Here is a 24225-nt window from a genome sequence, read left to right as displayed (position 1 = left end):
GGCTGGTTTTCATTTAAGCAAACTTTTTATTTTGCTCCTTCTTGAAAAACTCTTTCATCGCATGAAATACATCCGGCTTTTGCTTCAAAATGTAATGTCTGAACTTCTCATCACTGACATTCTTATATGCCGACATTAGTGTAGAATGCCTGTTGTATTGATTAACTTCGCCGTACCCGAACATATTGGACACCTTCATCAGTTCCGCTACCAATTTTACGCAACGCTGATTATCTGAAGTCAAGTTATCTCCATCCGAGAAATGGAATGGATAGATGTTGAAACGCGTAGGATTGTATTTTGTGTCAATCAACTCTAGTGCCTTTCGGTATGCAGATGAACAAATCGTCCCTCCGCTTTCCCCTTTAGAAAAGAAATCCTCTTCACTGACCACTTTTGCCTCTGTATGATGGGCAATAAATTCAATATCCACCGTCTCATATTTGGTCCGTAGGAAGCGTGTCATCCAAAAGAAAAAGCTACGCGCCATATACTTTTCCCACATGCCCATCGATCCGCTCGTATCCATCATCATTAATACAACCGCTTTAGAATCCGGCTTCACCACTTCGTTCCATGTTTTAAATTTAAGATCTTCTTGATAGATCGGATGGAAGCTTGCTGTACCTGTCATCGCATTCCGTTTATAAGCAGACATCATCGTGCGTTTCTTATCTATATTCCCCATAAGACCTGTGCGTCTAATATCATTAAATTCATAGTGCTCGATGACGTTCTCATCGCGCTCTTTTTGTTGCAGGTTTGGCAGCTCAAGCTGATTGAAAAGCGCCGCTTCAAGATCCATTAAGGACACTTCAGCCTCATAATAGTCCTCTCCAGCCTGATCACCCGCTCCTTGCCCCTTACCTGGACCCTTCTGCTGACCCGACCCGTCCCTGGCTACAACATCCCCTACCTGACTGTCTCCATCTCCTTGGCCAACATGCTTGTTTTTGTCATAATTATAACGAATTCTGTACTCATCTAAAGACCTGATTGGTATTTTGACAACCTCTCTGCCATTGGACATTACAATGTTCTCTTCAGTAATAAGATCTGGCAAGTTATTTTTAATAGCCTCCTGGACCTTTTCCTGATGGCGTTTTTGGTCGTCGTGGCCTTTTCGATGGAGGGACCAATCCTCTTTGGACACTATAAAATTCGCATCATCTGACATTGTCATCGATATCCCTCCCTATTTAATTCATTTTACGTTTCTAGGAACCTTTTCATCACTATTTTCATAAAATATCTTGGTGAAATTTAATGAATCCAACCTTTGCGACAATTAGGGTTGGTTACTCTATCCTATGCACATACCTCAAATAATTGACAGATTATTTAGATAATTAGGCGCGCATTTCAATGAAATAGACAAGCGTACAACGAATCGTTAGTAATAATAAATTTATGCTGCTATATGGTCGTACTATACGATGAATCACTATATAAGCAATAAAAAACCTCCCAAGATTTCTGGAAGGTATGGTTATTCTTTTTCATTTTCAGGATTTTGGTCATGTTGCTTCGGACTGCGTTCCCTGTCCGTTTTGTTTTCCTTTAGCTGCTCCATTTCTTTTGCGAGCTTTTCCATTTCTTTCTCATTGGGTGCCATTGTATTTTCTATATGTTCATACGTTTTTTCTTTACTCATTGTCATCACCTCTTACTTATAAGTTCCCCTTATCTATGAAAAACAAACCTATACAACCAAAAAAGCAGCGGCCATGAGCTCCGCTGCTTCATCTATTATCTATTCAATAAGCTTCCTACATATCTTAATAGATCGTTAGCCGAAGTGGAGTTGTAGCCATGCTCATCAATCAAGCGCGCCACCACTTCATTAATTTTCTTCAGCTGTGTTTCATCAGGAGTCTTGGAAGATGTTGTAATCTTCACGACATCTTTCAGATCAGCAAACAGCTTCTTCTGGATTGCTTCTCTTAAGCGCTCATGGGAGTTGTAATCAAACCGCTTCCCTTTACGAGCATAAGCAGAAATTCTGATAAGGATTTCTTCACGGAACGCTTTCTTCGCATTTTCAGAGATACCAATTTGCTCCTCGATGGAACGCATCAATTTCTCATCCGCACCCATCTCTTCCCCAGTGAGAGGATCTCGGAGCTTCGCCTTATTACAGTATGCCTCCACATTGTCGAGGTAGTTATCCATCAGAGTTTTCGCAGATTCTTCATACGAATACACAAATGCTTTCTGAACTTCCTTCTTCGCAATGTTATCATATTCTTTTCTCGCTACAGAAATGAAGTTTAAGAATCTTTCTCTATCTTCATTAGAGATCGATGCATGCTGATCCAAACCTTCTTTTAAGGACCGCAGAACATCCAGGGCATTAAGGGATGGAATTTCTTTTCTAATGATGGTGGACGAAATACGGTTGATCACATAACGTGGATCAATCCCACTCATCCCTTCATCTGCATACTCTTTCTTCAGTTCCTGTACATCAACAGAGTTAAACCCTTCCACCGACTCCCCATCATACAGGCGCATCTTTTTAACCAAATCGATATCGCCGCGTTTTGCTTCTTTCAGTCTAGTAAGGATCGTAAACATCGCTGCCACTCTAAGCGTATGCGGAGCAATATGAACGTCCGCCACATCACTCTCATTGATCATCTTCTCATAAATTCTCTCTTCCTCAGAAAGTCTTAAGTTATATGGTACCGGCATCACGATGATACGTGAATGCAAGGCCTCATTTTTCTTATTGGAAATAAAGCTACGATATTCGGTTTCATTCGTATGTGCCACAATGAGTTCATCCGCGCTGATCAACGCGAATCGTCCTGCTTTGAAATTCCCTTCCTGTGTTAAAGATAATAGATGCCACAAGAACTTCTCATCACATTTCAACATCTCCTGGAACTCCATCATACCGCGGTTGGCCTTATTCAGCTCGCCGTCAAAACGATATGCCCTCGGATCAGACTCAGATCCAAACTCCGCAATTGTCGAGAAGTCAATGCTTCCGGTCAAGTCTGCAATATCCTGTGATTTCGGGTCAGACGGGCTGAATGTCCCAATCCCCACACGCTGATTCTCTGACAGGAAAATGCGCTCCACCAGCATATCTTCAATCCTGCCTCCATACTCCTTTTCAAGTCTCATCATATTTAATGGCGACAGATTTCCTTCAATCCTAACACCATACTCATTATAAAAATCCTCTCTCAGATGGTGCGGAATTAGATGCAGCGGATCCTCATGCATCGGGCAGCCCTTAATCGCATATACCGCTCCTCTATTGGTGTGAGTGTACTGCTCAAGTCCACGTTTAAGAATAGTGACAAGCGTGGATTTCCCCCCACTGACAGGACCCATTAATAACAAGATCCTCTTCCTGACATCCAATCTCTTCGCAGCCGGATGGAAATACTCCTCCACCAACCGCTCCAACGCTTCTTCTAAACCAAAAAGGGCATTGCTAAAGAAATTATACTTTCTCTGCCCATTGACCTCTTCAACCCCAGCGTCTTTGATCATATTGTAAACCCGTGAATGTGCGGATTGAGCTACCCATGGTTCTTCTTTCAAAATCTCCAAGTACTGCCCGAAGGTTCCTTCCCACTTCAGCCTCTGTTCTTCTTCCCGATACTTTTCAATTTTACGTAAAATTTCCATAAGGACCTCCCTTTTATTACAGCTTCAAGAGTCGTGATTGCGTGATTAATATACTCTATGCTCAGTGGGAATGAAACATGCTTTTTTTAAGCGAGCAAGAAAAAATCCTAATGTCAAAAATTATCCACAGAATTCATTCACATAACTTGTCCATTGGGCTATAATATAGATAGTATGCTTACATGAACTAAACCTACATAAGGAGGAACCAAACATGGGTACATCTGGATTCTTAATCTTAGGCGTATGTATTGCATTCCTTACAGCTATCTTCACTGCTGGCTATAACGAGCGCCCAGGCACACGTAAAAAGTAATCGAATAAATAAAGAAGCCCTCCACCTTTCAACTACTGCTTGAAAGGTGGAGGGCTTCTCTTTTCTTATGCTTCCGGAAACTCTATAGAAAGATTTGGATAGTCCTGTTGACGCAATGCTTCATATATTAATATCGCTGCAGTATTGGACAAATTCAACGACCTTACATTCTTCGTCATCGGCAAACGTAAACATTGATCCAAGTTACTCTGAATTAAATCTTTTGGAAGTCCGGTGGTTTCTCTACCGAATACAAAGAAGTAATCTTTATCTAAGTTGCTATAATCAAAAGAAGTATGCGGCTTCATTCCAAACTTCGTAATATAGAAGAATTCCGCTTCTTTATTTTTTTCAAACAACTCATCCAACGAATCATAATAAACCACATTTACAAATTCCCAATAATCAAGCCCGGCACGCTTCAACATCTTATCGTCCGTTGAAAAACCAAGCGGTCTGATCAAATGCAATGTTGTGTTCGTAGCTGCACAAGTTCTAGCAATATTTCCTGTATTAGCTGGAATCTCTGGCTGATATAATACCACATGTAATCCCACAATCGTCACCTCATATTTCATTCACTTTCATCCTATACAACAATACCTTTTTATCGCATTGGAATCAAGTATCTACTAACGGTCTTGGACGTGGAAAAATTTATATTTTATGTTCGGTGTGTATGCAGTGGAATCTTCATATTTCCAATACCTCATTCGAGAATTATAGGTGTTGGCATTGACTAGTGGCTCCCCATTCTCATCCTTGGCGACCACAATCGTATTATGATCAAAGCGACCGTCTCCCTCAAAATCATAGCAAATCACATCCCCAGGCATAAGCTGAGAGACATTGCTTACTTCTTTCGCTTTCAGGCCTTGCTTGGCGCTCGGTAAATACCACCTTAGTGCATGAGCCACTGCCCACGTATAACTCCAATCACTATTCCGCATCCACCAACCGCCAGATTTTTTCGGATACCCCACCATCGGAGCCCCACCAGCATACAAACACTGCGAAATATAATTGGTACAATTAACCTCAAACTTCTTGAACTGCGGATTATAACTGTTCCAATACTGCTCCGCATACCTCACCGCTTCCATCCGGCTATACTTGAAACGAAGAGGCTGCAGTTCTTCGTCCTCCTCTTGCGGCGGAATAAAACGAGGGGAAGTCCGGTCCCCCTCATCTTGAATGGAGAAATCTTGTTTGAGCTCACCCTCCATCCACTGCGAATAACGCTGATCTGCTTCTTCCTCCAGATAAAGATTTTCTTTTTGCTTAATGAGGTACCGAATGTGAATCTCATAAAAAACATTGGCCTCCCGCTGTTGCTCATCCTCATGTATCGAATGAATCCTAGCCGTCGCACTGCACTTAACTATCTCCGCTCCTCTGCGCTTATGTGCTTCTTGCTTTTGTTTTATAGTAGCATCGTTCAATATAGTCCTGCTGGTTTGCTTACTTTGGTAGACATAAGTATCGAGGCGGTTCTGAATATGTTCTTTTAGCTTATCTCTCATGGGCTTGCCCCTCTCACTGGGTTATGGTCCTTGTAGATATGTTTATGTAGGGGGCTTGGGAAATGTGAAAAGGAATTTGATTTTGGTTTTTTTGAAGTGGTTTTGGGTAACTTGGTTTTGATTTTTTATATTTTTTAATGAATTTAGTAATTTTTTAAAACATTTTTTATTTTTGGGGGAGTTCTGATATTTTATTCCGCCTCTACATGACAAAGTTCCTTTCTCTTTTGAAATTCTGGCATCTTTCCGCCACTACGATGACAAAGTTCCCTTCTCTACTGAAAATCTGGCATCGTTCCGCCTCTACGATGACAAAGTTCTCTTCTTCTTTGAAGTTCTGGCATCGTTCCGTCTCTACGATGACAAAGTTCTCTTCTTCTTTGAAGTTCTGGCATCGTTCCGTCTCTACGATGACAAAATCCCTTTCTATTTTGAAGTTCTGGCATTGTTCCCCCTCTACGATGACAAAATCCCTTTCTATTTTGAAGTTCTGGCATTGTTCCCCCTCTACGATGACAAAGTTCCCTTCTCTTTTGAAATTCTGGCATCGTTCGCCGTTCCCTCTACTTATAAGAGCATCAAGAAATATATTAAAACTTAATATAGTGCGAAGATCGACCAAATCCCTCTAAAGAAAAATTATTTATAAGAATTCGTTGTATGGATCTTAATGTAACTAATCCATTACACCACTCAAAGATAATTTTCGAAGTTAATGGCTTTTCAGGGAATAGAATCATTAGTTCTGTAATACTTCTGATTACCGATGCTTTATATTCTTCTTTAAAATTACATTCATTACAAATTATCATTTTTCTTTCATACCGCACCCCCATCCCCCCGCAGCCAACACAAACAATTCCCTTCAGCAGCTTCTCATACCTATATTCAGGCAGCCGTTCATACGGCGACTTCTCCAAATGCAGGTCACACAACTTCTCAGCCAAACGGGAGTGGCGAGCCGATAATCTAGCAGAACCGCCAGATTGCCTTACCAGCTTATTTGAAAACCGATTCAACTGGGAACAAAACACTATTGGTAATTTTGGTGGGCAATTATATAGATTAAACTCGGGGTTTATAAAAATGAGGTTTGATTCTATGGGGAGCTGATATCCGAGGCTTCTGAGGAGTTGTCTTAACGCAGCTTCACACCGCTGCATCTGTAATAAGGGATCTTTTATTTCTTTACTGCCGGAATACCACCTGTATTGTTCAAGTAAGAAATCTCCCTCAAAATTCTTCACTTCAAACAAGTACACCCTATCCACTCCAATCACTAGCGAGTCAATTTGAAACAAACTGCCTGCATGCTCGAGCAGCAGATCATTCACCACAATCCACTCACCGTCCATTCTAGAAAACCATTTATCAAATACTACCTCGCCCTCATACCCTTTTTCCAAATTCCAAAAGCGACTATCATCCACTAAGCCACCACGTGCCTTCAGCATCCTTAATAACTTCAGCTCACCAGGCTCCTTGCGCTCTTTCAATACTAAAACCATCCACAACTCCCCCATCATAAATATAATAAAAAGCAGGCAAACCTAATTACCTACTTTTAATTTAAAACCCAATACTCGCTCGTCCCACCATGAACCTGTAAAAACATCTCGCTAATCGCCGAAAGCATTTCTTCACATTCCCCACTTTGCATAGAAGGCTTGAAATACACAACATGCAGCGCAGAAGTGCTCTCCTCTGAAACAGCCGTTCTGCGACTATCAACAAAAGGACTACCAAATGAACCTGCCTCATCTTTCATATGAAGCATCTTGAATAATTTAATTTCCCGTCCATTTAACCCCTCATAGCATGCCGTTTCATCCCCCACCGCAATCGTTACATCGCCGATTATCTTATCAGCATCATAGACTCCAAAGGGAATTTCATATTTCATAGAAAAAAAGTTATTCAAATCCACAGCAGAATTGAATGGCTCAAGAAATTGGCCCTTTTTAATCCTCCGGTACAAAGCCTCAACGGATGGGCGATATCTAGATGGATCTGTCCCTGTTTCCTTAAATACAGCACGCCACTCCGCCACCCCAGAAATCTCTTTCATGTCTTTATCTTCTAAATCCAAATGAAGTGATTCTTGGAAAAGACGAATTCTTCCTTTCAACATTTGAGGTGACGTCCCTACTATAATATCCTTATAATGAATGATGCCAAATTTAGAAGACGGCAGCTTACTTAACACGTCTTGTCCAACCACTACGTTCACACCTAATCACCCTTTCATTTCATTAATATGGTAATTGTATCATAAACCTTTCAAATCAAACCTGCATTTTGGATATAATTAGATATATCAAACAAAAAGATCTTTCCCAAAAATATGTTAAAATATAGGTTGACCAAAAAATCACTAAATAAAGGAGGTGTTCACATTGAATGAGGATAATACGAAACTCAAGGAAGAAATAATAACCTATAGTAAAGAAATAGGTATTGATAAAATTGGTTTTGCCAGTGCAGGGGTGTTTACAGGCCTTAAAGAACGATTAATCGCTCAACAGGAGCTCAACTATCAATCAGGCTTTGAGGAACCGGACATTGAAAAGCGGACCAACCCTAAGCTATTAGTCCCCAAAGCTAAAAGCATCATTGCCATTGCCCTTGCATACCCGTCCAAAATGAAAGATGCTCCGAGAAGCACCCGTGAAGATCGACGAGGGATATTTTGCCGGGCATCCTGGGGAACAGATTACCATGAGATCTTACGTGAGAAACTTAGATTGTTAGAAGCTTTTATAAAAGAAAGACACCCACAAGCAATAATCAAATCAATGGTAGATACCGGTGAGCTTAGTGACAGGGCTGTTGCAGAGCGTGCAGGGATTGGTTGGAGCGGAAAGAACTGTGCCATTATAACACCTGAATTTGGTTCCTACGTGTATTTAGGGGAAATGCTTACTACCATTCCCTTTGAACCAGATACGCCTCTTGAAGACAACTGTGGATCTTGTAATAAATGTGTAGAGGTATGTCCAACAGGGGCTCTCGTTCAAGGTGGACAGCTCGATTCTAATAAATGCATCGCCTTCCTCACACAAACGAAAGGCTTCCTTGCAGAAGAATATCGAACTAAACTCGGAAACAGGCTATACGGTTGTGATACTTGCCAGACTGTCTGTCCTGAAAATAAAGGCAAAGACTTTCATCTTCATCCTGAAATGGAGCCTGATCCTGAAATTGTAAAGCCAAAGCTAAAACCTCTTTTGACTATTTCCAATCGGGAATTTAAAGAGAATTTCGGAAAAATTTCCGGATCATGGCGTGGCAAAAAACCGATACAACGGAATGCCATAATTGCCTTAGCACATTACAAAGATACTTCGGCTATTCCCGATCTCCTGAATCTGTTACAAAACGATCCTCGTCCGGTAATAAGGGGAACTGCAGCATGGGCTCTAGGAAAGATAGGAGATACCCAAGCTTTAGAAACCATGGAAAAGTTAAAAGCAACAGAAAAAGATTCAGAAGTGCTAAAAGAACTTGAAAATGGAATAGGGATGCTTGCGGAATAGAGTGAACCACCCGATTAAAAGCCACAGAACAATTAGATGTTCTGTGGCTTTTTGGTATTGTATTTTTAGCTGAAGTTACAAAGCGCAAAAAAGACCCCAACCAAAGGTTAGAGTCTTGAAAGTTATGTATGGAGCGGGTGAAGAGAATCGAACTCTCATCATCAGCTTGGAAGGCTGAGGTTTTACCACTAAACTACACCCGCGATTGGTACCGGTGGCCGGGGTCGAACCGGCACTCCAGAGGAACACGATTTTGAGTCGTGCGCGTCTGCCAATTCCGCCACACCGGCATACTCAATCATAATTATTCAAATGGTGCCGAGGACCGGAATCGAACCGGTACGGTAGTCACCTACCGCAGGATTTTAAGTCCTGTGCGTCTGCCAGTTCCGCCACCCCGGCTTGTCTCGTATATATGAATAACTATTTTTATAAAATTGGAGGTGGCAACCGGATTTGAACCGGTGATAAAGGTTTTGCAGACCTTGGCCTTACCACTTGGCTATGCCACCTGAAATATTTGGAGCGGAAGACGGGATTCGAACCCGCGACCCCCACCTTGGCAAGGTGGTGTTCTACCACTGAACTACTTCCGCAAAAATGGCTGGGCTAGCTGGATTCGAACCAACGCATGTCGCAGTCAAAGTGCGATGCCTTACCGCTTGGCTATAGCCCATTAAAACCGGAAATAAAAAAGACTCAATCTTTATATAAGTCGATGAAATAAAATATGGGGCGACTGATGGGAATCGAACCCACGAATGCCTGAACCACAATCAGGTGCGTTAACCACTTCGCCACAGCCGCCATAATGTTTATAAAATTGGCAGGGGCAGTAGGAATCGAACCCACACCGGAGGTTTTGGAGACCTCTGTTCTACCGTTAAACTATGCCCCTATGATGCAATTTGTTACTGTTATTTTAAAAGAAATGGTGGAGGGGGGCAGATTCGAACTGCCGAACCCGAAGGAGCGGATTTACAGTCCGCCGCGTTTAGCCACTTCGCTACCCCTCCATATTTCTGGTGCCGGCGATAGGAGTCGAACCCACGACCTACTGATTACAAGTCAGTTGCTCTACCAACTGAGCTACACCGGCATTATATGGTGATTCTTTCACTTTGGTGAAAAAATCATGGTGGCTCGGGACGGAATCGAACCGCCGACACATGGATTTTCAGTCCATTGCTCTACCAACTGAGCTACCGAGCCTCATTCTATTTTCAAAGAAAATGGCGGTCCCGACCGGGATCGAACCGGCGATCTCCTGCGTGACAGGCAGGCATGTTAACCGCTACACCACGGGACCATTTGGTTGCGGGGACAGGATTTGAACCTGCGACCTTCGGGTTATGAGCCCGACGAGCTACCGAACTGCTCCACCCCGCGATAATACTAATTGAGTTTTAAAATAACACCAGTTATGTTTTAACTAAAAAACTTATGGTGGAGGATGACGGGATCGAACCGCCGACCCTCTGCTTGTAAGGCAGATGCTCTCCCAGCTGAGCTAATCCTCCTATGTAAGGAAAGTTATTTTCACTCTCGTGAAAAAACTTTGGTGACCCGTACGGGATTCGAACCCGTGTTACCGCCGTGAAAGGGCGGTGTCTTAACCGCTTGACCAACGGGCCAAAGATAATGGCGGAGAGCAAGGGATTTGAACCCTTGAGACGGCGTTGACCGTCTACACGATTTCCAATCGTGCTCCTTCGGCCACTCGGACAGCTCTCCATATAATTGGCTCCACCAGTAGGATTCGAACCTACGACCCTTCGGTTAACAGCCGAATGCTCTACCGCTGAGCTATGGTGGATTAATACCAGCCTGGCAACGTCCTACTCTCACAGGGGGAGATCCCCCAACTACCATCGGCGCTGAAGAGCTTAACTTCCGTGTTCGGTATGGGAACGGGTGTGACCTCTTCGCCATCATTACCAGACAAATATTATTATAATATATCTTTGAAGAAAATCAAGATGTTTTTTCATCTTTTTTATTCCTTCAAAACTAGATAATGTGTTCATATCAAGAAATTCATATCGTTCACTTATTTCAATACTTATTTGGGTTAAGTCCTCGATCGATTAGTATTCGTCAGCTGCACGTGTCGCCACGCTTCCACCTCGAACCTATCTACCTGATCATCTTTCAGGGATCTTACTTGCCGAAGCAAAAGGAAATCTCATCTTGAGGGGGGCTTCATGCTTAGATGCTTTCAGCACTTATCCCGTCCGCACGTAGCTACCCAGCTATGCCTTTGGCAAGACAACTGGTACACCAGCGGTGCGTCCATCCCGGTCCTCTCGTACTAAGGACAGCTCCTCTCAAATTTCCTGCGCCCACGACGGATAGGGACCGAACTGTCTCACGACGTTCTGAACCCAGCTCGCGTACCGCTTTAATGGGCGAACAGCCCAACCCTTGGGACCGACTACAGCCCCAGGATGCGATGAGCCGACATCGAGGTGCCAAACCTCCCCGTCGATGTGGACTCTTGGGGGAGATAAGCCTGTTATCCCCGGGGTAGCTTTTATCCGTTGAGCGATGGCCCTTCCATGCGGAACCACCGGATCACTAAGCCCGACTTTCGTCCCTGCTCGACTTGTAGGTCTCGCAGTCAAGCTCCCTTGTGCCTTTACACTCTGCGAATGATTTCCAACCATTCTGAGGGAACCTTTGGGCGCCTCCGTTACTCTTTAGGAGGCGACCGCCCCAGTCAAACTGCCCACCTGACACTGTCTCCCAGCCCGATAAGGGCTGCGGGTTAGAATTTCAATACAGCCAGGGTAGTATCCCACCGACGCCTCCACCGAAGCTAGCGCTCCGGCTTCTCAGGCTCCTACCTATCCTGTACAAGCTGTACCAAAATTCAATATCAGGCTACAGTAAAGCTCCACGGGGTCTTTCCGTCCTGTCGCGGGTAACCTGCATCTTCACAGGTACTATAATTTCACCGAGTCTCTGGTTGAGACAGTGCCCAGATCGTTACGCCTTTCGTGCGGGTCGGAACTTACCCGACAAGGAATTTCGCTACCTTAGGACCGTTATAGTTACGGCCGCCGTTTACTGGGGCTTCGGTTCAAAGCTTCGCTTGCGCTAACCTCTCCCCTTAACCTTCCAGCACCGGGCAGGCGTCAGCCCCTATACTTCGCCTTACGGCTTCGCAGAGACCTGTGTTTTTGCTAAACAGTCGCCTGGGCCTATTCACTGCGGCTCTCTCGGGCTTTAACACCCTAACAGAGCACCCCTTCTCCCGAAGTTACGGGGTCATTTTGCCGAGTTCCTTAACCAGAGTTCTCTCGCTCACCTTAGGATTCTCTCCTCGCCTACCTGTGTCGGTTTGCGGTACGGGCACCATACTCCTCGCTAGAGGCTTTTCTTGGCAGTGTGAAATCAGGAACTTCGGTACTATATTTCCCTCGCTATCACAGCTCAGCCTTAATAAGAAGCGGATTTGCCTACTTCTCAGCCTTGCTGCTTAGACGCGCATATCCAACAGCGCGCTTACCCTATCCTTCTGCGTCCCCCCATTGCTCAAACGGAGTGGAGGTGGTACAGGAATATCAACCTGTTATCCATCGCCTACGCCTTTCGGCCTCGGCTTAGGTCCCGACTAACCCTGAGCGGACGAGCCTTCCTCAGGAAACCTTAGGCATTCGGTGGAAGGGATTCTCACCCTTCTTTCGCTACTCATACCGGCATTCTCACTTCTAAGCGCTCCACCAGTCCTTACGGTCTAGCTTCAACGCCCTTAGAACGCTCTCCTACCACTGTTCGTAAGAACAGTCCGCAGCTTCGGTGATACGTTTAGCCCCGGTACATTTTCGGCGCAGAGTCACTCGACCAGTGAGCTATTACGCACTCTTTAAATGGTGGCTGCTTCTAAGCCAACATCCTGGTTGTCTAAGCAACTCCACATCCTTTTCCACTTAACGTATACTTGGGGACCTTAGCTGGCGGTCTGGGCTGTTTCCCTCTTGACTACGGATCTTATCACTCGCAGTCTGACTCCCATGGATAAGTCTTTGGCATTCGGAGTTTGACTGAATTCGGTAATCCGATGAGGACCCCTAGTCCAATCAGTGCTCTACCTCCAAGACTCTAACACATGAGGCTAGCCCTAAAGCTATTTCGGAGAGAACCAGCTATCTCCAGGTTCGATTGGCATTTCACCCCTACCCACACCTCATCCGCTCACTTTTCAACGTGAGTCGGTTCGGGCCTCCATTCAGTGTTACCTGAACTTCACCCTGGACATGGGTAGATCACCTGGTTTCGGGTCTACGACCACGTACTCATTCGCCCTATTCAGACTCGCTTTCGCTACGGCTCCGTCTCATCGACTTAACCTTGCACGTAATCGTAACTCGCCGGTTCATTCTACAAAAGGCACGCTATCACCCATTAACGGGCTCTAACTACTTGTAGGCACACGGTTTCAGGATCTATTTCACTCCCCTTCCGGGGTGCTTTTCACCTTTCCCTCACGGTACTGGTTCACTATCGGTCACTAGGGAGTATTTAGCCTTGGGAGATGGTCCTCCCTGCTTCCGACGGGATTTCTCGTGTCCCGCCGTACTCAGGATCCACTCAGGAGGGAACGAAGTTTCAACTACAGGGTTTTTACCTTCTATGACGGACCTTTCCAGGTCGCTTCATTTACCCCGTTCCTTTGTAACTCCATGTTGAGTGTCCTACAACCCCAAGAGGCAAGCCTCTTGGTTTGGGCTAATTCCGTTTCGCTCGCCGCTACTCAGGAAATCGCATTTGCTTTCTCTTCCTCCGGGTACTAAGATGTTTCAGTTCCCCGGGTCTGCCTTCCATACCCTATGTATTCAGATAAGGATACTGTTCCATTACGAACAGTGGGTTTCCCCATTCGGAAATCTCCGGATCAAAGCTTACTTACAGCTCCCCGAAGCATATCGGTGTTAGTCCCGTCCTTCATCGGCTCCTAGTGCCAAGGCATCCACCGTGCGCCCTTAATAACTTAACCGTTGACCAATATGGTCATGTGTCGATATCAGCGATGATATCTATAAAGAAAATTACTAAGATGAACGATATTCTGTGAATATCTTGATATTAGTTACATTATCTAGTTTTCAAGGAACAACGATGACAATTCGGAAGAATTGTCTAGGGATAAATCCGAAGATTTATCTAAACAGAGAGAATGCTCTCTCAAAACTAAACAAAACAACAAGCGTACATTCCTTAGAAAGGAGGTGATCCAGCCGCACCTTCCGATACGGCTACCTTGTTACGACTTCACCCCAATCATCTGTCCCACCTTAGGCGGCTGGCTCCAAAAGGTTACCCCACCGACTTCGGGTGTTACAAACTCTCGTGGTGTGACGGGCGGTGTGTACAAGGCCCGGGAACGTATTCACCGCGGCATGCTGATCCGCGATTACTAGCGATTCCGGCTTCATGCAGGCGAGTTGCAGCCTGCAATCCGAACTGAGAACGGTTTTATGGGATTGGCTCGACCTCGCGGTTTTGCTGCCCTTTGTACCGTCCATTGTAGCACGTGTGTAGCCCAGGTCATAAGGGGCATGATGATTTGACGTCATCCCCACCTTCCTCCGGTTTGTCACCGGCAGTCACCTTAGAGTGCCCAACTGAATGCTGGCAACTAAGATCAAGGGTTGCGCTCGTTGCGGGACTTAACCCAACATCTCACGACACGAGCTGACGACAACCATGCACCACCTGTCACTCTGTCCCCCGAAGGGGAACGTCCTATCTCTAGGAGTGTCAGAGGATGTCAAGACCTGGTAAGGTTCTTCGCGTTGCTTCGAATTAAACCACATGCTCCACCGCTTGTGCGGGCCCCCGTCAATTCCTTTGAGTTTCAGTCTTGCGACCGTACTCCCCAGGCGGAGTGCTTAATGCGTTAGCTGCAGCACTAAAGGGCGGAAACCCTCTAACACTTAGCACTCATCGTTTACGGCGTGGACTACCAGGGTATCTAATCCTGTTTGCTCCCCACGCTTTCGCGCCTCAGTGTCAGTTACAGACCAGAAAGTCGCCTTCGCCACTGGTGTTCCTCCAAATCTCTACGCATTTCACCGCTACACTTGGAATTCCACTTTCCTCTTCTGCACTCAAGTCCCCCAGTTTCCAATGACCCTCCACGGTTGAGCCGTGGGCTTTCACATCAGACTTAAAGGACCACCTGCGCGCGCTTTACGCCCAATAATTCCGGACAACGCTTGCCACCTACGTATTACCGCGGCTGCTGGCACGTAGTTAGCCGTGGCTTTCTGGTTAGGTACCGTCAAGGTGCGAGCAGTTACTCTCGCACTTGTTCTTCCCTAACAACAGAGCTTTACGACCCGAAGGCCTTCATCGCTCACGCGGCGTTGCTCCATCAGACTTTCGTCCATTGTGGAAGATTCCCTACTGCTGCCTCCCGTAGGAGTCTGGGCCGTGTCTCAGTCCCAGTGTGGCCGATCACCCTCTCAGGTCGGCTACGCATCGTCGCCTTGGTGAGCCGTTACCTCACCAACTAGCTAATGCGCCGCGGGCCCATCTGTAAGTGATAGCCGAAACCATCTTTCAATAAAGAACCAGGAGGTTCTTTATATTATCCGGTATTAGCTCCGGTTTCCCGAAGTTATCCCAGTCTTACAGGCAGGTTGCCCACGTGTTACTCACCCGTCCGCCGCTGACCTTTTAAAAGCAAGCTTTTAAAAGGTCCGCTCGACTTGCATGTATTAGGCACGCCGCCAGCGTTCGTCCTGAGCCAGGATCAAACTCTCCAATAAAGAGTCTGAGCATTTGCTCAAAATTTGCTAGCTTGTGTTACTTAAATCATTTTGTCGTGTTCCGTAGAACCGACGTTATGACGCTGTTGTTTTGTTTAGTTTTCAAAGATCATTTTCATCAGCTTGTCGCTCAGAAGCGACTTTATTAATATAACATGTTTTGTTGTTTCAAGTCAACATGTTTTTTAAATTTCTTTTTCTCGTTGTCGCGTTTATGTGTTTCTCTTGCGGCGACGAATAATAATATACCATGTAACGACAAACATCGTCAATACATGTTTTAAACTTTTTTAAAATAATTTTCAAAGGGTAAAGAAAAGCTAAAGCTCCTACGGAAACTATCCACCCTTAGGAGCCTTAATGGTTACTTCATTGGTGATTATTTCTCTTTCACAACTTGATAAAGGCGGTGGAAAACCCCATTACCTTTGGTCTGTTTCTTCTCCACTTGCAAGAAGCCTTTTTCAACTAAGTATTCTACTAGTACACTTAAGTCTACAGAATACTTCTGAAGTTTAGGATGGTGCAGCATTTCGTTGTAAGACCAAGCTTCTTCTTTTTCCATTAATACTTCTATTAAATGTTTGGCTCCCGTTCTTGTTCTGGAATAGATCATGAACTCATTGGCAAGGAAGAGAAGTTCCAGTCTCTTATCAATAGGTTCATCCCCTTGAATTAACTCTTCATATAACTTGTAGATTTCCGGTTCGATTTTTTTCACTTGATTCCAAACCGTTATTTCGGGATGGAAGCCATGATCGATGACTGCCAGCCTTGCCAAATGGTGAAGAGAGTGGACGATATGATTATAAGCGTCGATGTAATGTTTGGAATCAAAGAAATCTTTGCCTTCTAGATATCTTCTAATTAATTTCGCAAATTCCAGCCCGATTTTTAGTTTACGGTCTTCGAGCGGGAAATCTAGCAGTTTCCCTCTAAGAGCATAGATAAACTCATTGCGGTCAAAGAGCACTTTCCCATTGATAATCCAGTCAATGACTCTGCGGTTGGTTCCGAGCGTTATCCATTCTTCTAGCTGTTGTTCGCTCGCGATGTATAGGGCGGCTTTCTTTTGAAGCAATTCATAATGTTTGACGTACAGGGACTCATCAAGTTCTTTCACTACCATAAAAAGAATAACGTCAAATTTATCTGTATTTGGACTAACTGGGTTTTTCTTTTCAATCATTAATATTCCTTGCGTGTTGGATTGACTTGCACGTTCTTGATAGATCGGACGAAGTAAATCTTCCATCTTAAGACCTCCATATTTAAAGGGTTCTCCCTATTATTCGACACTTTCTATTAAAAACCTTTTTATCATTTTTAATCCAGAACATTCGGTCAACTTCCAAAATCAACATGCCTGAGACGGTGACTCCATTTTTCAGCAAAATGTGCTATTATATTATTTTAGGAGGTAGTGTTCATGGCTCGTAAATATTCTAGTAAGATTAATAAAATAAGAACCTTTGCACTCAGTCTTGTCTTTATCAGTTTCTTCGTTATGTATATAGGTATTTTCTTTCAAGGAAACATGATGGTCATGACTTTGTTTATGTTGTTGGGTCTATTATGCATCATCGGTTCCACGGTTGTTTATTTCTGGATTGGCATGCTTTCGACAAAAGCTATACAGGTAGTTTGCCCTAACTGCGGGAAGCATACTAAAGTTCTTGGCCGTGTGGACATGTGCATGTATTGTAATGAACCGCTAACGATGGATCCTTCTCTTGAGGGCAAAGAGTTTAACGAAGACTATAATTCAAAAAAGAAAGCTGACAGGATCTAAGTCCTGTCAGCTTTTTTATTGGTTGTTTTTCCAGATGCCAAAAGGTCAATGGGCTCCTTTGTCGCATTCTGGGCAAACACCGTAAATTTCCATGCGATGGCGAGCAATTTTGAATCCTGTTACATGGGCAGCCAACGCTTCCACTTCATCAAGACCTGGGTAATGAAAGTCGACAATTTTGCCACATTCGTCACAGATCAGATGGTAATGGTCGGTTGTTACGTAATCAAAACGACTTGAGTTGTCTCCGTAGGTCAATTCTTTCACAAGACCAACTTCACGAAAAACTCTTAAGTTGTTGTAAACGGTCGCGACACTCATGTTTGGAAACTTTCCTTCAAGTGCTTTGTATATATCGTCAGCTGTCGGATGGGACATTGATTGAATTAGATACTCTAAAATCGCATGACGCTGTGGAGTTATGCGAACCCCAGTTTGTTTTAGCGTTTCAAGCGCTTCTTTTAATTGTTCGTTTGCCACAGTCATGCACCTCACTTTTCATAAAGATTATTACTTTATAATATTTATAATTAGTGTACCGTGATATTGATATTTTTGTCAATGTTATTACTGCTATCTATATGAAGATATTCAGGTTTTAAACCTCTGGCTTTAATACTGGTTCTTCCTTGTTTAATTGGCTGTTCACATAACGAGCTACGACAAACAGATAATCGGATAGGCGATTCAAATATGCCAGTACATTTGGGGAAAGCTCCTCGCTCAACCCCACTGCAGACCTTTCTGCTCTTCTGACGATAGTTCGTGCAATGTGCAATGCTGCTCCTGCTTTCGATCCGCCTGGCAATACAAAATTCTTCAAAGGAGGAAGGGTTGTATCAAGTTCGTCCATTTCGTCCTCCAAATTTTTAACATGCTTTTCTGTCAGCTTCCATTTCACTTCTTTGCCTGCCGGGGTGGCAAGTTCCGCTCCCACATGAAAAAGGATTGTCTGGATGTTGGAAAAGGATTTCAGCAATTCTTCTTTGCGGTTAAAGTCCTCTTCGTTTAGATAAGCCATTGCAAGGCCAATCATCGAGTTTGCTTCATCACATGTTCCATATGCTTCTACGCGCACATGATTTTTATCCACTCTTTGTCCATACACTAAAGAAGTTTGACCTTTGTCTCCTGTTTTTGTATAGATTTTCATTTGCTACCATCCCCTACTCTTCATTTAATTTAGCTTCTACTTTTCTTATAGCAAAAAAACACCTGCAAGTCCATTATGGACAAGCAGGTGTTTTCATTTTCATTACCCGACATAATCGATTGGTGCGTTCGGTCCGATTGGCAAGCCAGTAAGGATCCAAATGATAAGCATGAGTACCCATACAATTGTGAAGAACACAGAGTATGGAATCATTGTAGAGATTAGTGTACCAATCCCAATTTTTTTATCATACTTTTGCGCAAACGCGATAACGATTGCGAAGTATGGCATTAATGGTGAGATGACGTTTGTAGTCGAATCAGCTAAACGGTACGCTAATTGAGTAAGCTCAGGGGAATACCCTAGACCCATCATCATTGGTACAAATACTGGCGCCATGATTGCCCATTTAGCAGATGCACTTCCGATAAACAGGTTAATAAAGCCAGCAACAGTCATAAACACAAGAATTAACAAAATGCTCATGAAACGATTTTCGCTGTCAAAGCCGATTCCTTGGATAAGTTCTGCTCCATTTACTGCTAGAACTAGGCCGAGGTTTGTTTCATTAAAGTAAGCGACAAATTGACCAGCCACAAATGCCAGTACAATGTATGCACCCATTGTTGCCATTGTATCGGACATTTGGTTTGCTACATCTTTGTCATTTTTAATTGATTTGGTTATCATTCCATAAACAAGTCCCGGTATGAAGAACATAATTAGAATTACCGGTACAAGTGTATGGAAGAATGGTGCTTCTAAGAATGAGCCGTCTCCACGCAGTGGTCCCCAAGAAGGTACAACCAGCAAAGCCATTACAGCGATAGTTGCAATGAATGCAAACAATGCAGCCCATAAACCTTTTTTCTCTTCAGGTTTTAAGAAGTCAACGTCTCCTTTGTAAGCACCTTTGTACTCACCAAGACGAGGTTCAACAATTTTATCCGTTACAAACGTACCTACAATAGTTAGAACGAATACAGAAGCGAACATGAAGTAGAAGTTCATCATGTAGTTCATGCCAGCAGCATATTCTGGGTCAACCGTTGCAGCAGCTTCTTGTGTTAAAGAACCTAATAACGGATCAAGAGATGTTAATAGCAAGTTTGCACTGAATCCAGCAGATACACCAGCGAAAGCTGCTGCAAGTCCCGCCAGTGGATGCCTTCCAAGTCCAGCGAAAAGAACTGCACCAAGTGGTGTCAATACAACATACCCAGCATCCGCTGCCATAGAAGACATAATACCTCCGAATACTAGCGCAGCTGTCATAAGCTGTTTGGGAACGGATGTTACCAAGCCGCGAAGACCGGCACTGATAAGTCCAGATCTTTCCGCAATACCGATACCAATCATCGTTACAAGCACTGTTCCAAGTGGAGCAAAGCCTGTGAAGTTTGTAACGGCACTCTCAAATATGTAAGCTATTCCTTCTGAGCTCATCAAGTTCTTGACAGTAAGAACTTCTCCCTCATTTAAAGGATCGTCTACTTGTACTCCCATGCTGGAAAAAATTCCAGAAGCGACAATTACCAGTAGCGCGAAAATCGCGAATAACGTTACCGGGTGTGGTAGCTTATTACCAACGCGTTCAATGCTGTCAAGAGCACGCATAACGAAGCCACGTTTCTTTTGAGTTGCTTCCATTATAAAATCCCCTTTCTCAATCTATTAAATTTTCAAAAAATAACGGAAAAAAATCCTTTATCAGTATAATAAAAATCACTCTACGATGGAAGGGTTCTGGGAATACGCGCAAAATAACCAATTTTTGAAATAATATCAATACTATGTATCCTTTACTATACTAATGTACTTGTCCACTTTTTTCACTTCTTTACTTTACCCCAATTATATAAATTCATATCATAAAAAAGGAGTGTAAGCTTTATGCTCACACTCTAATCACGTCAACTTTTTGAGGAGGTATGCCCTACACTATAGAGTACTCCGATAAGGGGCGTTTGTAGTTAGACGTTTGCCTTATTTATTGAAAAAGGGGCTTTTCCTCTTATAAATTCTCTTTTATATAGCTCAAAGCCTCTTCCACATGGCCCTTCACTTTAACCTTTCTCCACTCTTTTACCAATTCACCTTCTTTGTTGATGATGAAGGTAGAACGTTCAATTCCCATATACTCTTTGCCAAAATTTTTCTTCAGCTTCCATACATCATAAAGTTCTGCCACTTCATGATCCTCGTCCACTAAAAGCAAAAACGGCAGCCCGTGCTTTTCAATGAACTTTTCATGCCTTGACTGAGGGTCTGGACTAACACCGAGTATTACCGTATCAAGATTTGAGAAGTCCTCATGCCTATCACGGAAATCACATGCCTGAGTCGTACATCCAGGCGTCATATCTTTTGGATAAAAATAAAGAACAACATTCTTACCTTTAAAACTTGAAAGTGTCACCGTTTCCCCGGTATTTGAAAGCAACGAAAAATCAGGTGCCTTTTGGCCAACTTCTCTAGTCATCAAAAACTCCTCCTTATTTATATTCTGTTTCCTTAAGCCTATCGAAAGCATGAAGAATTTTCAAGTAATCAGATATCATACATATACTTTCTCAAATAACCTAAACTAATTACACATAAAAGTGAATGGAGGGATCACATGAAGGAAGAAAATGTACTACATGAGGGAGCTGTCACAGAGCATGAAAAAAAGATCAGCGTTAACGAAAAGTCTATAGAGACTCACGCAAACGCTGATGCCAACTGTCCTGAACCCATATCGGAAATGTCGAACCGCTTTCTTAATGAAGGAAATTAACGAGGGTTACCTCTCACGCCCGTCCATATGAAGGACGACCCTGACAACAAACGCGGCTGGCATTACAAAGCCTATTAATGCTTCCGTCATAGCGATGGCCCTGCCGATCCCGATTGGTGTAATATCCCCGTACCCCACTGTCAATATGGTGATGGCACTGAAATAAACGGAACGAAAGAAAATGGAAAAATAACTTCCACTGATTAATTCTCCCCTTTCTAACAGAACAGGGTGTCCTTCGATGTGAAGTACGGTATATAATAGGCCAAATGATAAGAGAAGCGTGGAATATATCAACAGTAACAAAAGGAGTGTTTCTTTTGATACATAAGGTATGCTTCTGCTTTCTGATGAAAAAACATGTGAAAAACTGATGAATATAGCGATGAATATGAAGATGACGATAAATAAATAAAGCATCCTACTCCTCCAATGCGCGGACATGCCATTAGTACAATATACGCTGAGGAAGAACAGGTATGCTTTTTTTGTACAGGTTTAATTCCCTGTACCTCTATATTTGGTTACACCGACATTCCATACAAATACAGCTAAAACGAAGAATGCCACGCCGATAAACGGAGTCAATCCCGTTAACACGGAAGGTGTACACTCAAACGGGAGGCTTTGGGGATTGCTTGATTGCTTTTTGAGGGCAAATGTGAGGGTAAAAAAACACTGGGTGCTGTTCTACTATGGGCGGTATGGATTAATAGATGACAGAATTCATCGCTCCCTTCCTTTTTTGTCATCGTTCTCCCTCTACGATGACAGAATTCATCGCTCCCTTCCTTTTCTGGCATCGTTCCGGCTCTACAATGACAAAATCCCTCGCCCCCTTCCTTTTCTGGCATCGTTCTCCGTTTACGATGACAGAATTCATCGCCCCCTTCCTTTTCTGGCATCGTTCCGGCTCTACAATGACAAAATCCCTCGCCCCCTTCCTTTTCTGGCATCGTTCCTGACTTCACCAGCCATTCTCCATTACATACCCACCACATTCATGATAAAATAACGTATCTTTTCTTTTACCAAACAATGAACCAGGAGGACTCAATCAACTATGAACTTTTCTAAATCACAACAAATACACGAAGAAGCCTTGCAACATATTGTCGGCGGTGTCAACAGCCCGTCCCGTTCCTATAAAGCCGTTGGAGGCGGCGCACCGGTAGTAATGGAACGCGCAGAAGGAGCCTATTTCTGGGATGTTGACGGAAACAAATACATCGACTACCTGGCTGCATACGGTCCAATCATCACTGGTCATGCCCACCCCCATATTACGGAAGCCATTACAAAAGCAGCACAATCCGGAGTCCTTTACGGAACACCAACACCACATGAAGTGAAATTCGCGAAGATGCTGAAAGAAGCGATGCCTGGAATGGACAAAGTCCGTTTCGTCAACTCCGGTACAGAGGCGGTAATGACGACCATCCGCGTGGCGCGCGCATACACGGGCCGCGACAAAATCATTAAATTTGCCGGTTGCTATCACGGACATTCGGATCTTGTTCTTGTTGCAGCAGGTTCTGGTCCTGCTACACTTGGCACACCTGATTCAGCTGGAGTACCAAAGAGTATTGCCAATGAAGTCATCACGGTTCCTTTTAACGATATCGAACCATTCCGTGAAGCAATGGAAAAATGGGGCGATCAAATTGCGGGCGTACTTGTGGAGCCTATCGTCGGTAACTTTGGCATCGTGGAACCAATACCCGGTTTCCTTCAAGCGATAAATGACATCAGTCATGAAGCTGGCGCTCTAGTCATCTATGATGAGGTTATCACAGCATTCCGCTTTATGTATGGCGGTGCCCAGGACATGCTTGGTATCACCCCCGACTTGACAGCACTTGGGAAAATCATCGGTGGCGGGCTTCCGATCGGTGCATATGGTGGACGAGCAGAAATCATGGAAAAAGTTGCACCACTTGGCCCTGCATATCAGGCAGGAACCATGGCAGGTAACCCCGCATCCATTTTATCTGGAATCGCATGCTTAGAAGTACTCCAAAAAGAAGGAGTCTACGAGCACCTTGATCATATCGGCGGCCTCCTAGAAGAAGGTATACTTGAAAGAGCAGAAAAATACGGAATCACGATTACCATCAACCGCCTAAAAGGAGCGCTTACCATCTACTTTACAGATAAAACGGTAGTCAACTATGAACAAGCCGAAAATACAGACGGAGAACAGTTTGCAAAATTCTTCAAACTGATGCTGAATCAAGGAATCAACCTTGCCCCATCCAAATACGAAGCATGGTTTGTAACAACAGAACATACCGAAGAAGATGTAAAAGTGACATTAAATGCAGTGGAGCACGCATTCAAAGAATTAGCGAATGCATAAATATACAAGACAGCGTGTACACAAGCACGCTGTCTTTTTCTACATTAATCATTGAAAACGCTTACAAATAAACACTTTTTCTTCTCTCCCACTTGTATGACTTCTTCATCTTTTTGCATAAAAAATTGATTTTTATTGTTTGAAATGTTAGTATATAATTTAAAGTCTGAAAATTCCCTTATTTATTTTTCCTCACTTTTTACCTATTTATAAGAAAACCGTCGAGCTTACCTCACGCAGAACATGTAGCTTCTACTATTTAACTGCACAGGTTTTTCTTATCAAACTATCAAACCACAGGAGGTGAATGGCTAGTTAGGGTCCCCACTTATATCCCTAGTTAACA

At 43.7% G+C, this 24225-nt stretch carries 19 protein-coding genes, 17 tRNA genes and 3 rRNA genes; 4 read left to right on the top strand and 35 right to left on the bottom strand.

Annotated elements, in window-relative coordinates; translation table 11 throughout:
• Nucleotides 1-13: 13 nt before the first annotated feature.
• From yhbH to LG307_RS05380, 8 genes are all read right to left on the bottom strand, one after another.
• Nucleotides 14-1183 (bottom strand): sporulation protein YhbH, encoded by a 1170-nt coding sequence (gene yhbH, locus LG307_RS05415; RefSeq protein WP_404448791.1) that lies wholly within the window; start codon nt 1181-1183, stop codon nt 14-16.
• A 306-nt stretch (nt 1184-1489) separates the two neighbouring features.
• Nucleotides 1490-1654 carry a hypothetical protein gene (locus LG307_RS05410; RefSeq protein WP_404448789.1) on the bottom strand — a complete coding sequence of 55 codons (165 nt, stop codon included), beginning with the start codon at nt 1652-1654 and terminating at the stop codon, nt 1490-1492.
• Between the two features lie 95 nt (nt 1655-1749).
• Nucleotides 1750-3645, bottom strand: coding sequence for a PrkA family serine protein kinase (locus LG307_RS05405; RefSeq protein ID WP_404448787.1), 1896 nt, complete (start codon nt 3643-3645; stop codon nt 1750-1752).
• 381 nt (nt 3646-4026) lie between these two features.
• Nucleotides 4027-4527 (bottom strand): tRNA (uridine(34)/cytosine(34)/5-carboxymethylaminomethyluridine(34)-2'-O)-methyltransferase TrmL, encoded by a 501-nt coding sequence (gene trmL, locus LG307_RS05400; RefSeq protein ID WP_404450384.1) that lies wholly within the window; start codon nt 4525-4527, stop codon nt 4027-4029.
• Nucleotides 4528-4593: 66 nt separating this feature from the next.
• Nucleotides 4594-5484, bottom strand: a complete 891-nt coding sequence (locus tag LG307_RS05395) for an amidase domain-containing protein (RefSeq protein WP_404448786.1) — start codon at nt 5482-5484, stop codon at nt 4594-4596.
• Nucleotides 5485-5686: 202 nt separating this feature from the next.
• Nucleotides 5687-6106, bottom strand: a complete 420-nt coding sequence (locus LG307_RS05390; RefSeq protein WP_404448784.1) for a hypothetical protein — start codon at nt 6104-6106, stop codon at nt 5687-5689.
• Nucleotides 6075-6992 carry a nuclease-related domain-containing protein gene (locus LG307_RS05385; protein WP_404448782.1) on the bottom strand — a complete coding sequence of 306 codons (918 nt, stop codon included), beginning with the start codon at nt 6990-6992 and terminating at the stop codon, nt 6075-6077. Before LG307_RS05385 ends, LG307_RS05390 begins: the two co-directional genes overlap by 32 nt.
• A 56-nt stretch (nt 6993-7048) precedes the next feature.
• Nucleotides 7049-7714, bottom strand: coding sequence for a B3/4 domain-containing protein (locus tag LG307_RS05380; RefSeq protein ID WP_404448780.1), 666 nt, complete (start codon nt 7712-7714; stop codon nt 7049-7051).
• 166 nt (nt 7715-7880) lie between these two features.
• Here LG307_RS05380 and queG point away from each other — a divergent pair, with 166 nt between their 5' ends.
• Nucleotides 7881-9020 (top strand): tRNA epoxyqueuosine(34) reductase QueG, encoded by a 1140-nt coding sequence (queG, locus tag LG307_RS05375; RefSeq protein ID WP_404448779.1) that lies wholly within the window; start codon nt 7881-7883, stop codon nt 9018-9020.
• Nucleotides 9021-9149: 129 nt separating this feature from the next.
• Here queG and LG307_RS05370 read toward each other — a convergent pair.
• The 21 genes from LG307_RS05370 to LG307_RS05270 form a co-directional block, all read right to left on the bottom strand.
• Nucleotides 9150-9223 (bottom strand) — tRNA-Gly (locus tag LG307_RS05370).
• Nucleotides 9224-9226: 3 nt separating this feature from the next.
• Nucleotides 9227-9310 (bottom strand) — tRNA-Leu (locus LG307_RS05365).
• A gap of 23 nt (nt 9311-9333) precedes the next feature.
• Nucleotides 9334-9422, bottom strand: a tRNA-Leu gene (locus LG307_RS05360).
• A gap of 36 nt (nt 9423-9458) precedes the next feature.
• Nucleotides 9459-9532, bottom strand: a tRNA-Cys gene (locus LG307_RS05355).
• A 9-nt stretch (nt 9533-9541) separates the two neighbouring features.
• Nucleotides 9542-9616 (bottom strand) — tRNA-Gly (locus tag LG307_RS05350).
• Between the two features lie 5 nt (nt 9617-9621).
• Nucleotides 9622-9696: transfer RNA gene (locus tag LG307_RS05345), tRNA-Gln, on the bottom strand.
• 55 nt (nt 9697-9751) lie between these two features.
• Nucleotides 9752-9827 (bottom strand) — tRNA-His (locus tag LG307_RS05340).
• 17 nt (nt 9828-9844) lie between these two features.
• Nucleotides 9845-9918 (bottom strand) — tRNA-Trp (locus LG307_RS05335).
• 34 nt (nt 9919-9952) lie between these two features.
• A tRNA-Tyr gene (locus tag LG307_RS05330) sits at nt 9953-10036 on the bottom strand.
• 7 nt (nt 10037-10043) lie between these two features.
• Nucleotides 10044-10119 (bottom strand) — tRNA-Thr (locus LG307_RS05325).
• A 37-nt stretch (nt 10120-10156) separates the two neighbouring features.
• A tRNA-Phe gene (locus tag LG307_RS05320) sits at nt 10157-10232 on the bottom strand.
• A gap of 21 nt (nt 10233-10253) precedes the next feature.
• A tRNA-Asp gene (locus LG307_RS05315) sits at nt 10254-10329 on the bottom strand.
• A 3-nt stretch (nt 10330-10332) separates the two neighbouring features.
• Nucleotides 10333-10409, bottom strand: a tRNA-Met gene (locus LG307_RS05310).
• A gap of 55 nt (nt 10410-10464) precedes the next feature.
• Nucleotides 10465-10540 (bottom strand) — tRNA-Val (locus LG307_RS05305).
• Nucleotides 10541-10579: 39 nt separating this feature from the next.
• Nucleotides 10580-10654 (bottom strand) — tRNA-Glu (locus LG307_RS05300).
• Nucleotides 10655-10662: 8 nt separating this feature from the next.
• A tRNA-Ser gene (locus LG307_RS05295) sits at nt 10663-10754 on the bottom strand.
• A gap of 7 nt (nt 10755-10761) precedes the next feature.
• A tRNA-Asn gene (locus LG307_RS05290) sits at nt 10762-10836 on the bottom strand.
• A 9-nt stretch (nt 10837-10845) separates the two neighbouring features.
• A 5S ribosomal RNA gene (gene rrf, locus LG307_RS05285) occupies nt 10846-10962 on the bottom strand.
• Nucleotides 10963-11087: 125 nt separating this feature from the next.
• A 23S ribosomal RNA gene (locus tag LG307_RS05280) occupies nt 11088-14019 on the bottom strand.
• Between the two features lie 225 nt (nt 14020-14244).
• Nucleotides 14245-15796, bottom strand: a 16S ribosomal RNA gene (locus tag LG307_RS05275).
• The 16S, 23S and 5S rRNA genes sit together here with 17 tRNA genes alongside, the layout of an rRNA operon.
• 379 nt (nt 15797-16175) lie before the next feature.
• Complete coding sequence (locus LG307_RS05270) at nt 16176-17051, bottom strand: nucleotidyltransferase-like protein (protein WP_404448778.1); 876 nt, start codon at nt 17049-17051, stop codon at nt 16176-16178.
• A gap of 174 nt (nt 17052-17225) precedes the next feature.
• Between LG307_RS05270 and LG307_RS05265 the strand changes: the two genes are divergently transcribed.
• A complete protein-coding gene (locus tag LG307_RS05265) occupies nt 17226-17588 on the top strand; it encodes a YgzB family protein (RefSeq protein WP_404448776.1) in 363 nt (120 codons plus the stop codon).
• A 45-nt stretch (nt 17589-17633) separates the two neighbouring features.
• On the opposite strand, the gene perR is transcribed toward LG307_RS05265, so the two are convergent.
• From perR to bcp, 4 genes are all read right to left on the bottom strand, one after another.
• Complete coding sequence (perR, locus tag LG307_RS05260; protein ID WP_010198161.1) at nt 17634-18068, bottom strand: peroxide-responsive transcriptional repressor PerR; 435 nt, start codon at nt 18066-18068, stop codon at nt 17634-17636.
• A gap of 118 nt (nt 18069-18186) precedes the next feature.
• Nucleotides 18187-18741 (bottom strand): cob(I)yrinic acid a,c-diamide adenosyltransferase, encoded by a 555-nt coding sequence (locus LG307_RS05255; RefSeq protein WP_404448774.1) that lies wholly within the window; start codon nt 18739-18741, stop codon nt 18187-18189.
• A gap of 102 nt (nt 18742-18843) precedes the next feature.
• Nucleotides 18844-20391 carry an AbgT family transporter gene (locus LG307_RS05250; RefSeq protein WP_404448772.1) on the bottom strand — a complete coding sequence of 516 codons (1548 nt, stop codon included), beginning with the start codon at nt 20389-20391 and terminating at the stop codon, nt 18844-18846.
• A 364-nt stretch (nt 20392-20755) separates the two neighbouring features.
• Entirely contained in the window at nt 20756-21223 is a 468-nt protein-coding gene (gene bcp / locus LG307_RS05245; RefSeq protein WP_404448770.1) for a thioredoxin-dependent thiol peroxidase, read from the bottom strand.
• A 138-nt stretch (nt 21224-21361) separates the two neighbouring features.
• Between bcp and LG307_RS05240 the strand changes: the two genes are divergently transcribed.
• On the top strand, nt 21362-21520 hold the full coding sequence (locus LG307_RS05240) for a hypothetical protein (protein WP_404448768.1): 159 nt from the start codon (nt 21362-21364) through the stop codon (nt 21518-21520).
• A gap of 6 nt (nt 21521-21526) precedes the next feature.
• On the opposite strand, the gene LG307_RS05235 is transcribed toward LG307_RS05240, so the two are convergent.
• Both LG307_RS05235 and LG307_RS05230 read right to left on the bottom strand, forming a co-directional pair.
• Complete coding sequence (locus LG307_RS05235) at nt 21527-21940, bottom strand: potassium channel family protein (RefSeq protein ID WP_010198147.1); 414 nt, start codon at nt 21938-21940, stop codon at nt 21527-21529.
• A gap of 328 nt (nt 21941-22268) precedes the next feature.
• Nucleotides 22269-22403 (bottom strand): hypothetical protein, encoded by a 135-nt coding sequence (locus LG307_RS05230; protein WP_404448766.1) that lies wholly within the window; start codon nt 22401-22403, stop codon nt 22269-22271.
• 180 nt (nt 22404-22583) lie between these two features.
• Between LG307_RS05230 and LG307_RS05225 the strand changes: the two genes are divergently transcribed.
• Nucleotides 22584-23879 carry a glutamate-1-semialdehyde 2,1-aminomutase gene (locus tag LG307_RS05225; RefSeq protein ID WP_404448764.1) on the top strand — a complete coding sequence of 432 codons (1296 nt, stop codon included), beginning with the start codon at nt 22584-22586 and terminating at the stop codon, nt 23877-23879.
• The last annotated feature ends 346 nt before the right edge of the window (nt 23880-24225 follow it).

It is taken from the genome of Sutcliffiella horikoshii, assembly GCF_044809035.1.
Classification (GTDB): Bacteria; Bacillota; Bacilli; order Bacillales; family Bacillaceae_I; genus Sutcliffiella_A; species Sutcliffiella_A horikoshii_G.
The sequence above is the reverse complement of the archived record's forward strand: the minus strand, read 5'-3'. Positions and strand labels throughout refer to the sequence as shown.

Coding starts and splice junctions, on each gene's coding strand:
- LG307_RS05225 (WP_404448764.1), top strand. CDS start 22,584: ATGAACTTTTCTAAATCACAACAAATACACGAAGAAGCCTTGCAACAT.
- LG307_RS05385 (WP_404448782.1), bottom strand. CDS start 6,992: ATGGTTTTAGTATTGAAAGAGCGCAAGGAGCCTGGTGAGCTGAAGTTA.
- LG307_RS05255 (WP_404448774.1), bottom strand. CDS start 18,741: ATGAAAATCTATACAAAAACAGGAGACAAAGGTCAAACTTCTTTAGTG.
- LG307_RS05395 (WP_404448786.1), bottom strand. CDS start 5,484: ATGAGAGATAAGCTAAAAGAACATATTCAGAACCGCCTCGATACTTAT.
- yhbH (WP_404448791.1), bottom strand. CDS start 1,183: ATGACAATGTCAGATGATGCGAATTTTATAGTGTCCAAAGAGGATTGG.
- LG307_RS05240 (WP_404448768.1), top strand. CDS start 21,362: ATGAAGGAAGAAAATGTACTACATGAGGGAGCTGTCACAGAGCATGAA.
- LG307_RS05410 (WP_404448789.1), bottom strand. CDS start 1,654: ATGAGTAAAGAAAAAACGTATGAACATATAGAAAATACAATGGCACCC.
- LG307_RS05405 (WP_404448787.1), bottom strand. CDS start 3,645: ATGGAAATTTTACGTAAAATTGAAAAGTATCGGGAAGAAGAACAGAGG.
- LG307_RS05270 (WP_404448778.1), bottom strand. CDS start 17,051: ATGGAAGATTTACTTCGTCCGATCTATCAAGAACGTGCAAGTCAATCC.
- LG307_RS05230 (WP_404448766.1), bottom strand. CDS start 22,403: ATGAATTCTGTCATCGTAAACGGAGAACGATGCCAGAAAAGGAAGGGG.
- LG307_RS05250 (WP_404448772.1), bottom strand. CDS start 20,391: ATGGAAGCAACTCAAAAGAAACGTGGCTTCGTTATGCGTGCTCTTGAC.
- LG307_RS05235 (WP_010198147.1), bottom strand. CDS start 21,940: ATGCTTTATTTATTTATCGTCATCTTCATATTCATCGCTATATTCATC.
- bcp (WP_404448770.1), bottom strand. CDS start 21,223: ATGACTAGAGAAGTTGGCCAAAAGGCACCTGATTTTTCGTTGCTTTCA.
- LG307_RS05265 (WP_404448776.1), top strand. CDS start 17,226: ATGGCTCGTAAATATTCTAGTAAGATTAATAAAATAAGAACCTTTGCA.